This is a genomic window from Pseudomonas sp. Sample_21 (assembly GCF_004307525.1).
GTDB lineage: Bacteria > Pseudomonadota > Gammaproteobacteria > Pseudomonadales > Pseudomonadaceae > Aquipseudomonas > Aquipseudomonas atacamensis.
On sequence record NZ_RCNZ01000089.1, the window covers coordinates 37,814 to 50,986 of the forward strand.

At 61.3% G+C, this 13,173-nt stretch carries 12 protein-coding genes; 2 read left to right on the top strand and 10 right to left on the bottom strand.

Translation table 11 applies throughout. The annotated features are described in order from the left end of the window. Positions 1 to 133: 133 nt before the first annotated feature. From creD to D8U71_RS16895, 4 genes are all read right to left on the bottom strand, one after another. Positions 134 to 1,501: a cell envelope integrity protein CreD gene (gene creD / locus D8U71_RS16880; RefSeq protein ID WP_125925482.1), complete on the bottom strand. Its 1,368-nt coding sequence runs from the start codon at positions 1,499 to 1,501 to the stop codon at positions 134 to 136. 131 nt (positions 1,502 to 1,632) lie between these two features. Beyond that, on the bottom strand, positions 1,633 to 3,051 hold the full coding sequence (creC, locus tag D8U71_RS16885; RefSeq protein WP_130888270.1) for a two-component system sensor histidine kinase CreC: 1,419 nt from the start codon (positions 3,049 to 3,051) through the stop codon (positions 1,633 to 1,635). Continuing rightward, the gene (creB, locus tag D8U71_RS16890) at positions 3,051 to 3,731 is read right to left on the bottom strand and encodes a two-component system response regulator CreB (protein WP_130888271.1); all 681 of its coding nucleotides are present in this window, start codon (positions 3,729 to 3,731) and stop codon (positions 3,051 to 3,053) included. The genes creC and creB overlap by 1 nt, the downstream gene beginning before the upstream one ends. A gap of 69 nt (positions 3,732 to 3,800) precedes the next feature. Then, a complete protein-coding gene (locus tag D8U71_RS16895) occupies positions 3,801 to 4,307 on the bottom strand; it encodes an ATP-dependent zinc protease (RefSeq protein WP_125925481.1) in 507 nt (168 codons plus the stop codon). Positions 4,308 to 4,565: 258 nt separating this feature from the next. On the opposite strand from D8U71_RS16895, the gene D8U71_RS16905 reads away from it, so the two are divergent. Next, positions 4,566 to 5,453, top strand: coding sequence for an acyltransferase (locus D8U71_RS16905; protein WP_130888272.1), 888 nt, complete (start codon positions 4,566 to 4,568; stop codon positions 5,451 to 5,453). A gap of 1 nt (position 5,454) precedes the next feature. Here D8U71_RS16905 and D8U71_RS16910 read toward each other — a convergent pair whose 3' ends face one another. Continuing rightward, positions 5,455 to 6,012, bottom strand: a complete 558-nt coding sequence (locus D8U71_RS16910; protein WP_130888273.1) for a DUF2780 domain-containing protein — start codon at positions 6,010 to 6,012, stop codon at positions 5,455 to 5,457. Between the two features lie 234 nt (positions 6,013 to 6,246). Here D8U71_RS16910 and D8U71_RS16915 point away from each other — a divergent pair, with 234 nt between their 5' ends. Next, a complete protein-coding gene (locus D8U71_RS16915; RefSeq protein WP_125925478.1) occupies positions 6,247 to 6,627 on the top strand; it encodes a hypothetical protein in 381 nt (126 codons plus the stop codon). Positions 6,628 to 6,685: 58 nt separating this feature from the next. Here the strand turns inward: D8U71_RS16915 and fdhA are convergent, their stop codons facing one another. The 5 genes from fdhA to D8U71_RS16945 all read right to left on the bottom strand — a co-directional run bounded on the left by fdhA (position 6,686) and on the right by D8U71_RS16945 (position 13,169). Beyond that, entirely contained in the window at positions 6,686 to 7,885 is a 1,200-nt protein-coding gene (fdhA, locus tag D8U71_RS16920; protein ID WP_016772834.1) for a formaldehyde dehydrogenase, glutathione-independent, read from the bottom strand. A gap of 118 nt (positions 7,886 to 8,003) precedes the next feature. Further along, positions 8,004 to 8,861, bottom strand: a complete 858-nt coding sequence (purU, locus tag D8U71_RS16925; protein WP_039757644.1) for a formyltetrahydrofolate deformylase — start codon at positions 8,859 to 8,861, stop codon at positions 8,004 to 8,006. 189 nt (positions 8,862 to 9,050) lie between these two features. Beyond that, the gene (soxG, locus tag D8U71_RS16935) at positions 9,051 to 9,683 is read right to left on the bottom strand and encodes a sarcosine oxidase subunit gamma family protein (protein ID WP_130888274.1); all 633 of its coding nucleotides are present in this window, start codon (positions 9,681 to 9,683) and stop codon (positions 9,051 to 9,053) included. Between the two features lie 142 nt (positions 9,684 to 9,825). Next, positions 9,826 to 12,843: a sarcosine oxidase subunit alpha gene (locus D8U71_RS16940; protein WP_110646293.1), complete on the bottom strand. Its 3,018-nt coding sequence runs from the start codon at positions 12,841 to 12,843 to the stop codon at positions 9,826 to 9,828. After that, positions 12,840 to 13,169: a sarcosine oxidase subunit delta gene (locus D8U71_RS16945; protein ID WP_016772830.1), complete on the bottom strand. Its 330-nt coding sequence runs from the start codon at positions 13,167 to 13,169 to the stop codon at positions 12,840 to 12,842. The genes D8U71_RS16940 and D8U71_RS16945 overlap by 4 nt, the downstream gene beginning before the upstream one ends. Positions 13,170 to 13,173 lie beyond the last annotated feature (4 nt).

Here is a 13,173-nt window from a genome sequence, read left to right on the forward strand (position 1 = left end):
GTTGACCACATTCCAATGTGGGAGCGAGCTTGCTCGCGAATGCACCAACTCGGTTTCGGAGGTAGTGACGCAATAAGCAGCGTCACCAAAACCTCCGCTTCCCGCTGTTCCTCGCGTAACCCAAGCCACCCGCTCATTGCATCGCCTCCACGTCAAACTCCAGCGGCCTGGCCGGCTTCAAACCAATCCCGTACCAGTCCAGTTTGCGGGTCAGCACCATGAACACCCCGAGCAGACCGAACAACATCAGCGAGCCCATCAACAGCGCGTAATCCTCGGCGCTGAGCAAGCCGTACAGCAGGCCATACAGCGCCGCCAGCCCGGCCGAGAAACTCAAGCCATGCCGCGCGCTGCGCAGGACGTGGCTGACATAGAAACCGATCAACAACACGCAGCCACTCGCCGACAACAGATACGCCAGCGCAAAACCGATGTGTTCCGACAGCGACAACAGCAGCAGGTAAAAGAACGCCAGCGCGACACCGACCAAGGCATATTGCACCGGGTGCACCGCCAGGCTCTTGAGCACTTCGAAGAGGAAGAAACCGGCGAATGTCAGGACGATGAACAGCAGCGCATATTTGATCGCCCGATCGCTTTTCAGGTACTGATCCACCGGATCGATGAAGCTCACGCCGAAGCTGCGGCCGTTGAGTGCATCACAGTCGCCAGCGACGCAGCGCTCCATCGCCTCTTGCAGGTTGGTGGAGAAAAACGAGGTCTGCCAGTCGGCGCTGAAACCCTGATCGTTGATCTCGCGCTTGGCCGGCAGGAAGTTGCCGACGAAGCTGGGGTGCGGCCAATTGGCGGCGAGGCTGACGCTGCTGGTCTTGCCCACCGGCACCACCCGCAGCGAGCCGGTGCCTTGCAGGCGCAGGTCGAAACCGAAGGTCAGTTGCGTGGCTTTGCTGGCGTCCAGTGCCGGTAGCGTCACGTGTACGCCCTCGCCGATCCAGGCCACTTCGCTGCCGGGCACGAAGTCCAGTTGCTGGCTGCCTAGCTCGAGTTTCAGCGCGTTTTCGATGCCGCGAATATCGCTGATACCGACGGCAAGGAACGGCGCGTCGAATTGGTAATCGGCAAAATTCTCCTTGATGCCCAACTGCGCCGGCAGGGAAAAATGCCCATCGATGCGGTTGTCGGCGTGGAACAGCCGTGCCTCGTAAATGCCGCGTTTGCGCAGTTCGGTTTGTACTTGCCCGTCGAGCTCGAAACGCTCCGGCAGAAAGTACAGACGCCCGCGCGCTTCGCTGACTTCTTCGTAGCGCTTGTTGGTTTTCTCGTTGGTTTTCCAGGTGCGCACCACCTTGCGATACGGCACTACCATCACCGGCCCGGTCAGTTGCTGGCTGTAACTGGAGCTGCGCGCGATGTCTTCGAGCACACCGTCGCGCAGTTGCTGACGCTCATCGATGATGCCGTCGATCATCAGCAACGGGATCAGCAACAGCAGGATCAACAAAGCAATCGCGCCGAGTTTGATGGTCAGATTCTTGTTCATGGGACTCTCCCTGTTTGGATGGGAGGAGTCTGCTGATGCGGTGTGGTGGCAGTGTGGGGGGAATATGGAGATTGTGTGGAGAATGCATTCCCTGTGGGAGCGAGCCTGCTCGCGAAGGCAGCAACGGGGTCTCACGGCAAGCGCAATACCACCTCAACCCCGCCCTCGACATTGCCAATGCGCATCACCCCGCCATGCAGCTTGACCACTTCTTCAACGAAGTTCAGCCCCAGCCCGGTGCTCTTACGTCCGCTGTCCGGGCGCGGCAACGAGTAGAAGCGTTCGGTCAAACGCGGCAAGGCGTAATCGGGAATCGGCGCGGTCTGGTTGAACAGGCGGAACTCGATCAGCTCGCCAACCCGCTCGGCGCTCAAGCGCAACAGCCCCGACGTCGGGGTGAAATCGAGTGCGTTTTCCAGCAGATTGCCCAACGCCTGGCGCAGCAGAAACGGCTCGCCAATCAACAGCAGATCCTCGCCGATCAATTGCTCGACACGCAGTTGTCTGCCCTCGATTCGCGCGGCCTGCGCCTTGAGCAGTTCTGCGACCAACGGCGCCAGCGGCACTGCCACCCGTTCTTCCAGCCCTTGGCGTTGTTCGACTTGCGCCAGGTTGAGCAGGCGCTCGATCAACTGCTGCATCCGCGCGCTTTCGCTGTCGATGTTGCTGACAAAGCGCAAACGCTGGACGGCCGGCATATCACTTTGCAGCAGCTCCGCTGCGCCCCGGATCGCCGCCAGCGGACTTTTCAATTCATGGGTCAGGGTGTGCACGTAGCGCTCGACGTAGGCCTTGCCTTCGAGCTGCGTGCGCATCTGCTCCACCGCAGTCGCCAGTTGCTCCAGTTCGCCGCCGCGATAATGCGGCACTTCCACGCGCCGGCCTTCGCTCACCGCTTGGGCATAACCGGTCAAACGGTGCAGCGCGCGGCTCAGCCACCATGAGAGCAAAGCACCGAACAGCAGGCCGAGGCCGATCAGTCCGGCGCCGTAAAACAGCAAGCGCCGCTCGGTGCGATCGACGTAGGGTTGCAGCGAACTGTTGGGCTTGGCCACGGTGACCACGCCGATGATCTTGCCGTTGTCGCGGATCGGCGCGCCGACGTGCATCACTGAAGAGCTCGGATCGTCAGGATCGCTACGGCTGGAGCGCGCGCCGTACTCGCCGCGCAGGGTCAGGTAGACGTCGTTCCAGCGCGAATAATCCTGGCCGACTGCGACGCCGCTGGAGTCGAGCACGACGATGCCCTTGGCGTCGGTGACGTAGATGCGGTGGTTTACCTGGTTTTTCGGCAAGCCCCAGATGGTCGCTTGCGGCTGACGCTCGCCATAGGCACGGAGCAATTGCGGCCAGCGGTTCTCGCTGAGGGTGCCGGCCTTGAAATCGTCGCGCAGGATTTCTGCCATCAGGTTGGCGGTGTCCACCAGCGTCTCTTCGGTGGACTGACGCACGCCGGGGCGGATTTCTTCCATCACCGTGTTGAGGACGAAATAACCGGTCAGGCCGACAAACAGCACATACACCAGAAAGATTCGCAGCCCCAGCGACATCAGCTGTGCCCCGGGCTGTAGCTGTAACCGAGGCCGCGATGGGTCTGGATCGGCTCGGCCTCGGCGCGCACCAGGCGCAACTTGGCGCGCAGGCTTTTGATGTGGCTGTCGATGCTGCGTTCGTAACCGGCGTCTGCCGCTACGCCCAGCGCATCGAGCAATTGCTCGCGGCTGAACACCCGCTCAGGTTGTTCGAGCAGGCATTGCAACAAGCGGAATTCATGGCGGGTCAGGCTCAGCGGCTGGCCGCGATAGCTGATCTGCACGCGTTCAGCATCGATGCGAAACAGCGTTGAGCCTGCTTCCAGGGTTGCGCGCGGCGCCATGCGCTTGAGGATGGCTTTGACCCGCGCCGCCACTTCACGCGGGCTGAACGGCTTGACCACGTAATCGTCGGCACCGATCTCCAGACCCACCACGCGGTCGATCTCGGCGTCGCGGGCGCTGAGAAACAGCACCGGCACTTCCGTGAAGCGCCGCAATTGCTTGCAGGTTTCGAAGCCACTGATGTCCGGCAGACCGATATCGAGAATGATCAGGTCGGCCGGGGTTTGCCGCTGATGCTCCAGCGCCGCCGCGCCGAGGTTCAGCCACGTGATGCTGAACCCCTCGCCCTGCAAGGCAAAAATCAATGTGTCGGCAATCGCCGCTTCGTCTTCGACAATCAGGATGTGCGGCATGGCGTCCGAGCCCGTGGCAGTGAGTGCGCGAACGGTGCCCCAAGCCCGGGGTTACGTCAATCAGACCACTTAGCAGTCAGGCTTGTCGGCGGTGTAACGCCGCGCCGGATTGACCGCCGCGCCGAACTCGCGTAAGGCCTTGGCGCCGATCAGCAGCGGATAGTTGAAGTGGCTGCGGTCGGTCAGGTTGACCTCGACGGTGCGCTTGACGTTGCCCAGGCACAGTTCCAGATCGACCACCGGACGCTTGGCGACATCGCTACTGTCGCGCTCATCATCGTCCTCGTCGGAACGGCTTTTGATCTTGCTGATGCGCGCGACCTTGTGCTCGAAAACCTTGTTGCTGGCATCTTTGGTGGCGAGGCGGAAACGCACCCAGTCTTCGCCATCGCGGGTGAAGGTCTCGATGTCCTTGGCCGACAGCGAGGCGGTCAGCGCGCCAGTGTCCATCTTGGCCTTGAGCACTTCGCCACCGATTTCCGGCAGCGCGATGTATTCGTAGCGACCGTACAGCGTCGGCTCGGCGGCCATGACCGGCAGCGCAACGAGGGCAAACAGAGCAAGGAGGGATTTCACGTAAGGGTTTTCCTTGGGAGGTTGGGCAACGGGATTTTAGACCGTCGCACGGTTGATCGTTCCCACGCTCTGCGTGGGAATGCATCCAGTGACGCTCTGCGTCACAGGGGACGCGGAGCGTCCCGGGCGGCGTTACCACGCAGAGCGGGGGAACGATCAGGTTAACGGGACTGAAGTGAAACATTCGTCAGCGCCGATTTGGCCTGCTGCGCGAAGCTGCTTATCATGGCTCGCCCCTGCCACTTCATAGAGTTGCTTATGCGCCGCCTGCTCACCGGCTGTTTCGTCACCCTGTTGCTGTTGCTCAACACCCTGATCCTGATCGGGCCGTTGATGGTGTTCGCCCTGCTCAAGCTGGTTGCACCCGGGCGCTGGCGGGATTACGCATCGGGGGCGGTGATGTGGATTGCCGAGACTTGGGCCGAGATCGACAAGCTGATCTTCCGGCTGTGCATCCCGACGCAGTGGGACATTCGCGGCGGCGACGATCTGCGCCGCGACACCTCCTATCTGGTGGTCAGCAACCATCAATCGTGGGTCGACATTCCAGCACTGATCCAGACCCTCAACCGGCGCACGCCGTTCTTCAAGTTCTTTCTGAAGAAAGAGCTGATCTGGGTGCCGTTCCTGGGCTTGGCGTGGTGGGCGCTGGATTACCCGTTCATGAAGCGCTACACCAAAGCCTTTCTGGCAAAGAACCCCGAGCTGGCGGGCAAGGATCTGGAAATCACCAAAGCGGCGTGCGAGCTGTTCAAGCGCCAGCCGGTAACGGTGGTGAATTATCTGGAAGGCACGCGCTACACCCTGGCGAAAAGCACCCAGCAGGAATCGCCGTTCAACCACTTGCTCAAACCCAAGGCCGGCGGCGTGGCGTTCGTGCTGGCGGCGATGGGTGAACAACTCGACGCGATGCTCGATGTGACGGTGGTGTATCCGCAGGAAAAAATTCCGGGCTTCTGGGATCTGATCAGCGGCAACGTGCCGCGAGTAATCATCGACATCAGGACCCGCGAACTCGACCCGGCGCTGTGGCAAGGCGATTACGAGAAAGATCCGGCCTTTCGCCAACACGTCCAGAACTGGGTCAACCAGCTCTGGACCGAGAAGGATCAGCGCATCGTCGAACTGCGCAATGAGCGCGGCTGACTCAGGTGCCCGTGCCGACACCCCAGATGCTGCCCAGGCTGCTCAACAGCGAACCGCCGACGCCCTGCTGACCGAGGTATTGCAGCAGCACCGGGGCAAACTGGCCGATCATGCCGCTGTCCATGCCCAGCGCGCTGAACGCGTTGTTCAGATCGTTGGTGTCTTTGACATTGCCCAGTGCATTCTCAAGACCTGCGGACTTGCCGGACGAACCGAGCAACGCCCCGAGCGCCGCCAGATTGCCGCTGCCACCGGACAACTTGTCGATGCCCGGCACTTCCTTGGCCAGTTGCGAATAGTCGGTGCTGCTCAACTGATTCTTCGCCAGCCCAAGCATCGCGCTGGTGCCGCCAACGGCCTGCTCCGGCGTGACGTCCAGCGCACTCAGCGCACTCAACAAACCAGCGGTCTCCGAGGTCGGCGCCGCAGCGGCCGCCTTGTCACCACCCTGCATCCCCGCTACCGCACCGGCCACGTCGTTCAAACTGAAACCGGCAAACACCGGCCCGGCGGCCAGAGTCAGGAGCGATGCCAGGGCAAAACCGCGTGAAATCTTCATTCAGACATCCTCTTATTTCTTGGGCTCCATCAACAGGCGGAGCTGCGCCTTTTGACCGGAGACTCAATGAGCTGTTCCAGAACCGGGAAATGATATTAGTCCGGCCGACCACTGCTCGCGATAAAACCCACCCGATTCATTCCTAATGGTTCTCATAAACTGTCATATATGACAGTAGTCGTCGCAATTCTTCCGGGGCATGGTTGACCTTCAACTCGCCAAGGAAATGGAATCATGCGTATCGCAAGACTATTCACGCCGCTCTGTTTAGCAGTTACTGCAGGCCTCGCACAGGCAGACACCTGCCCCGTGCTTTCAGGCATGCAAGAGGCCAGGGATGGTTCTGAGCTCAAGGACAGCTTCGGTAGAATCTGGAAGGTGGCGAATCCGAACGAGCTGAAAATCAACAGGGGCACTGAGTTTGAAAGCGTTACGCACATTACCGAAGACGAAGACGAAACCGGTCCAATCCTGGTCAATCAGATAAGTTGCCGTTATGGAAACATTGCCTTGGTAGCAGATGTCGCTCACTTCGAATCGACATCCAGCGATTGGACGAAAACCGGTCAATGCACTGTTTCGTTAACTCAGTGCTCCTTTAGCACGAATGAATAACGATTAGCGGAAATGAAAAAGGCGGCATTTCGGCCGCCCTTTTTGTCACCTTGATCCGTTACGCCGCACTGAACAACTTATGCGGATCAATCACAAACTTCTTCGGCACACCCGCATCGAACTCGCCGTAACCTTCCGGCGCCTGATCGAGGCTGATCACTTGCACGCCGACCACTTCGGCGATGTTGATGCGGTCCCACATGATTGCCTGCATCAACTGGCGGTTGTACTTCATCACTGGAGTCTGCCCAGTGTGGAAGCTGTGGGATTTGGCCCAGCCCAGGCCGAAGCGGATGCTCAGGCTGCCCATTTTCGCCGCGGCGTCGACGGCGCCCGGATCTTCGGTGACGTACAGGCCCGGGATACCGATCTTGCCGGCAACGCGCACCACGCCCATCAGTGAGTTGAGCACCGTGGCCGGGGCTTCGGCCTTGACGCCGTCGTGGCCGTGGCCGCGTGCTTCGAAACCGACGCAGTCCACCGCGCAATCAACTTCCGGCTCGCCCAGCAGCGCGGCGATCTGTTCGTGCAGCGGGGTGTCCTTGGACAGGTCGACGACCTCAAAGCCCTGTGCCTTGGCGTGGGCCAGGCGGATGGTGTTGACGTCGCCGACGATCACCACCGCAGCACCGAGCAAGCGTGCGGAAGCGGCAGCGGCGAGGCCGACCGGACCGGCGCCAGCGATGTACACGGAGCTGCCCGGGCCAACGCCGGCAGTGACGGCGCCGTGGTAACCGGTCGGGAGGATGTCGGAGAGGCAGGTCAGGTCGCGGATTTTCTCCATGGCCTTGTCGCGATCCGGCAGTTTCAGCAGGTTGAAGTCGGCGTACGGCACCAGCACGTATTCGGCCTGGCCACCGGTCCAGTCGCCCATGTCGACGTAACCGTATGCGCCGCCGGCACGGGCCGGGTTGACGGTCAGGCAGACGCCGGTGTGTTGCTCCTTGCAGGAACGGCAGCGCCCGCAAGCCACGTTGAACGGAACAGAGACCAGATCGCCGATCTTCAGGTTTTCGACGTCGGAGCCCTTTTCGATCACCTCGCCGGTGATTTCGTGACCCAGCACCAGACCGGTCTGCGCCGTGGTCCGACCGCGCACCATGTGTTGGTCGGAGCCGCAGATGTTGGTGGAAACCACTTTAAGAATGACCCCGTGCTCGATCTTGCGACCACGCGGGTCCTGCATTTTCGGATAGTCGATTTTCTGTACTTCGACCTTGCCAGCGCCGAGATACACCACACCACGATTGCCAGACATGCCATCACCTCTATATTTGTTGTTGGGTAGAGAGTTGATTGAGCTTCAAGCGGCAAGCTACAAGCCGCAAGAAGTGTGCTGACCGCTTGTTCTTGCGGCTTGGAGCTTGGAGCTTGCGCTAAAGAACGACAGTTCTGTTGGCGTTCAGGAACACCCTTCTTTCGATGTGATACCCGACCGCCCGCGCCAAGGTCAGGCCTTCGATATCCCGGCCCTTGGCAATCAAGTCTTCGGGATAATGACTGTGATCCACCGCCTCGACGCCCTGGGCGATGATCGGTCCTTCATCGAGATCGTTGTTGATGTAGTGCGCCGTCGCGCCCACCAGTTTCACGCCCTTGTTGTAGGCTTGGTGATACGGCTTGGCGCCCTTGAAGCCCGGCAGCAGGGAGTGATGAATGTTGATCGCCTTGCCGTCGAGCTTGCGGCACAGCTCCGGCGACAGCACCTGCATGTAGCGGGCAAGGATCACCAGTTCGGCGCCGGCCTCTTCGATCACCTGCCAGACCTGACGCTCCTGCGCCGGTTTGTCGTTGGGGTCGAGAGGGAAATGGTAGTAGGGAATCTGATGCCAGTCGGCCAACGGCTTGAGATCCGGATGGTTGGACACTACCGCCGCGACGTCCATAGACAACTGGCCGATGCGCTGGCGATAGAGCAAGTCGTTGAGGCAGTGATCGGCCTTGGAGACCATGATCACCACTTTCGGCCGGTAGTTGGGCGCGGTCAGCTCGAAGAGCATGCCGAACGCCTGTCCGCGCTCGGCCAGCCCGGCGCGGAAAGATTGTTCGTCGAAACCATCAGGCTGACGGAATTCCACGCGAATGAAGAAGCGCCCCGAGAGGCGGTCATCGAACGAGTGGTGCTCGGTGACATAGCAGCCCTGCTCGAACAGAAAACGCGTGACCGCGTCCACCGTGCCGAGGACGCTGGGGCAGTCGGCGGTCAGAATCCATGTGTCTGGGGCGCGGCTCATATTTTTTCCTCTGATCGTTCCTACGCTCTGCGTGGGAATGCCGCCATGGACGCTCTGCGTCCGCTCTTGGGACGCGGAGCGTCCCGGGATGCATTCCCACGCGGAGCGTGGGAACGATCATCTATCTGCTCCCTTTCCCCTCTCCCCCTTGGGGGAGAGGGCTGGGGTGAGGGGGTAGCTTTTGATCTTTCAGGCCTGAACGCTGAGGCCGTACTCGGCCGAAGCATCCTGCAACCACAACCACCAGTAATCCGAGAAGCTGCGACGGATCAGCAGTTCCCAGGTGTCTTCGGCGGTATGGCGAATCATCAGCTGCGACTTGGCGAACACCGTGCCCACCGCTTTACCGACCGGGAAGTTGTTCGGGTGCACGTCATAGCTGGTGGATTTCATCAGCACCTGACGCACGTTCGGCCCGCTCAGCTCGAGGATCTGCTGGCCGCCGCTGACGTTGACGATGGCAATGTGCAGATCACCCAACGCTTCGCGCAGTTTCTGCTCGGCGGCGAATTCTTCGCCGCTTGGCACGATCAGCAGCCACTCGTCCGGGCCCATCCATTGCAGGCTGGTTTCGCCTTTGACGATCACGCTGAGGGCGCCGGGCAATTCAATGCCCAACGCTTTGTGCACACCGGCCGCGAAGGCTGCATCGTGGCCATCGCCTCGAATGGTCAGGTGGCCGAGGAGTTTTTTCTCACGCACGATCACGCCGGCGTTTTTGCGGCCCTTGCCGACCATGCTGGCGAGGTCGGCATGGTGCAGCGACGACTCGGCACGGGCACCGGTGGTCGGGCGTTGCTGGTAAACATTGGCTGTGGTCATAAAGCACCTTCTGAATTCTGTTGGTTCCTGTGGTTGCTGTGCCGCCGCCTTCGCGAGCAGGCTCGCTCCCACAGGGGAACGCGATCGAATGTGGGAGCGAGCCTGCTCGCGAATAGCCGCCCGCCCACCGCTCACGAGGTTGTCAGATGTTCTGGCGATCACCCTTCGGATCGAAGAACACCGAAGACACGATTTCCGCCTCGATCACGCTGCCATCGGCCAGCGGTGCGAACACCCGCTCGCCCATGCGCTTGAGACCGCCCTTGACCACACCCATGGCAAACGAATAACCGAGGGAGTTGTGCGCGTAGCTGGAGGTCACGTGGCCGACCATGGTCATCGGGATCGCCTGCTTGGTGTTGAACACCAGTTGCGCGCCTTCCGGCAGCCATTTGGTCGGATCGATCGGCTTGAGACCCACCAGTTGCTTGCGCTGATCTTTCACGCAATCTTCGCGGTTCATGCCGCGCTGGCCGATCCACGAGAACGGTTTGGTGCGACCGACACACCAGCCCATGTTCAGGTCGTCCGGGGTCATCGAGCCGTCGGTGTCCTGGCCGACGATGATGAAACCCTTCTCGGCCCGCAGCACGTGCATGGTTTCGGTGCCGTACGGCGTCAGGTTGTACTGCTTGCCGGCCTCGACGATTTTCTCCAGTACGCCCATCGCATAATCGGCCTGCACGTTGACTTCGTACGACAGCTCACCGGTGAACGAGATACGGAACACCCGCGCCGGCACATCGCCGACCAGACCTTCTTTCCAGGTCATGAACGGGAACGCTTCGTTGCTCAGATCGATGTCAGTCACGGCGCTGAGCAGCTTGCGGCTGTTCGGCCCGGAGAGGGTCATGGTCGCCCAGTGGTCGGTGACCGACGTGAAGTACACCTTCAGGTCCGGCCATTCGGTCTGGTGGTACAGCTCCAGCCATTGCAGTACGCGCGCGGCGCCGCCGGTGGTGGTGGTCATGACGAAATGGTTGTCGGCCAGACACGCGGTCACACCGTCGTCGAAGACCATGCCGTCTTCCTTGCACATCAGACCGTAGCGAGCCTTGCCCACGTCGAGCTTGGTCCAGGCGTTGGTGTACACGCGGTTGAGGAACTCGCGGGCATCCGGGCCTTGGATGTCGATCTTGCCGAGGGTCGAGGCATCGAGCAGGCCGACGCTGTCGCGCACGGCTTTGCATTCGCGCTTGACCGCCGCGTGCAGGTCTTCACCGTTTTTCGGGAAGTACCAGGGACGCTTCCACTGACCGACGTCTTCAAACTCGGCGCCGTTCTTCACGTGCCAGGCATGCAGCGCGGTGTAGCGCACCGGTTCGAAGATGTGCCCGCAATGCCGACCGGCCACGGCGCCGAAGGTCACCGGCGTGTAGTTCGGACGGAACATGGTGGTGCCCATCTGCGGGATGGTCACGTTCAGCGAACGGGCGGCAATGGCCAGACCGTTGACGTTGCCGAGCTTGCCCTGATCGGTGCCGAAGCCCAGCGCGGTATAGCGCTTGACGTGCTCGACCGACTCGAAACCTTCGCGGGTCGCCAGTTCGATGCCACCGGCGGTGACGTCGTTCTGGAAGTCGACGAATTGCTTCGGTGCACGCGCCGAGTTTTTCTCGTGCGGCACCTGGAACAGCGCCAGGGTCGGCTCTTCGAGACGGCTCAGGGCTTTCGGCAACACGCCTTCGACGGTCTGGAAACCGGCTTCGGCAGCAGCGCGCACGCCACCTTCAAAACCGTCGGCCAGCGAATCGCCGAGCGCGTAGACGCCATTGATGCCACCGACGCACACGCGTTTCTGCGGTGCCTCGCCCGGTACGAAACCGAGAATGTCTTCGCGCCACACTGGTTTGCCACCGAGGTGCGAAGCCAGGTGAACCACCGGGCTGTAACCGCCGGAGCTGGCGACCAGATCGCAGTCGAGCCATTCGCCCGGACTGGTCACGGCGTGGGCCTTTACGTCAATCGCGGCGACGCGTGCAGCGGTCACTCGCTTGCTGCCACGCACCTCGATGACGGCGCTGCCGGTGAGGATGCGAATGCCTTTGGCGCGCGCTTCTTCGACCAATGCACCGCGCGGATTGCTGCGGGCGTCAGCGATCGCCACCACTTGCAGACTGGCATCGAGCCAATCCAGAGCGACGCGATAGGCGTGATCGTTGTTGGTCGACAGCACCAGTTTCTTGCCTGGCGCTACGCCATAACGACGCACGTAAGTCGACACCGCACCGGCGAGCATGTTGCCCGGCACATCGTTGTTGCCGTAGACCAGTGGACGCTCGTGGGCGCCGGTCGCCAGCACCACGCGCTTGGCGCGGACACGGTGGATGCGCTGACGCACCTGTCCGATCGGCGCGCGGTCACCGAGGTGATCGGTGAGGCGTTCGTGAATGGTCAGGAAGTTGTGGTCGTGGTAGCCGTTGACCGTGGCGCGCGGCAACAGCAGCACGTCCGGGGTGTTCTTCAATTCAGCGATGACGCTGGCAACCCATTCCATCGCCGGTTTGCCGTCGAGGCTTTCGCGGGAATCAAGCAGGCTGCCGCCGAACTCTTCCTGCTCATCGGCCAGAATCACGCGGGCACCGCTGCGCGCAGCCGCCAGGGCAGCGGCGAGACCGGCCGGGCCAGCGCCGACGATCAGCACGTCGCAGTGCTGGTTCATGTAGTCGTAGGTGTCCGGATCGTTCTCGGTCGGCGAACGGCCGAGGCCGGCAGCCTTGCGGATGTACTTCTCGTAAGTCATCCAGAACGATTGCGGGTACATGAAGGTTTTGTAGTAGAAACCCGGCGGCATCAGCTTGCCGCCGACCTTGCCGAGAATGCCCATCATGTCGTTGTTGACGCTCGGCCAGCCGTTGGTGCTGGTGGCGACCAGGCCCTGATACAACGCCTGTTGCGTGGCGCGCACGTTGGGAATCTGCGTAGCTTCGGTAGCACCGATCTGCAACACCGCGTTCGGCTCTTCGGAACCGGCAGCGAAGATGCCGCGAGGACGCGAATACTTGAAGCTGCGACCGATGATATCGACGCCGTTGGCGATCAGGGCAGCGGCCAGCGAGTCGCCTTCATAGCCTTTGTAGGTCTGGCCGTTGAAGGTGAAGCTCAGCACTTTGTTACGGTCGATCCGTCCACCGTTGGACAGGCGATTGGTCTGGCTCATACCTTCTCTCCCAGCGCCGTCGTGGCTGTTTTCGCAGTGCCAGCCTTGTCGGTGAATTGCGGCTTCTCGCCGATCTTGTAGCTCTCGAGAATCTCGTAGGTCACGGTATCGCGAGTGACGTTGAAGTACTGGCGGCAACCGGCAACGTGGTCCCACAACTCGTGGTGCAGACCGCGCGGGTTATCGCGGAAGAACATGTAGTCGCCCCACTCTTCATCGGTGCAGGCGTTCGGATCCAGCGGACGCGGGATGTGCGCCTGACCGGATGCGTGGAATTCCTCTTCAGAGCGCAGTTCGCCGCAGTGAGGACAGAAGATATGCAACATGGGG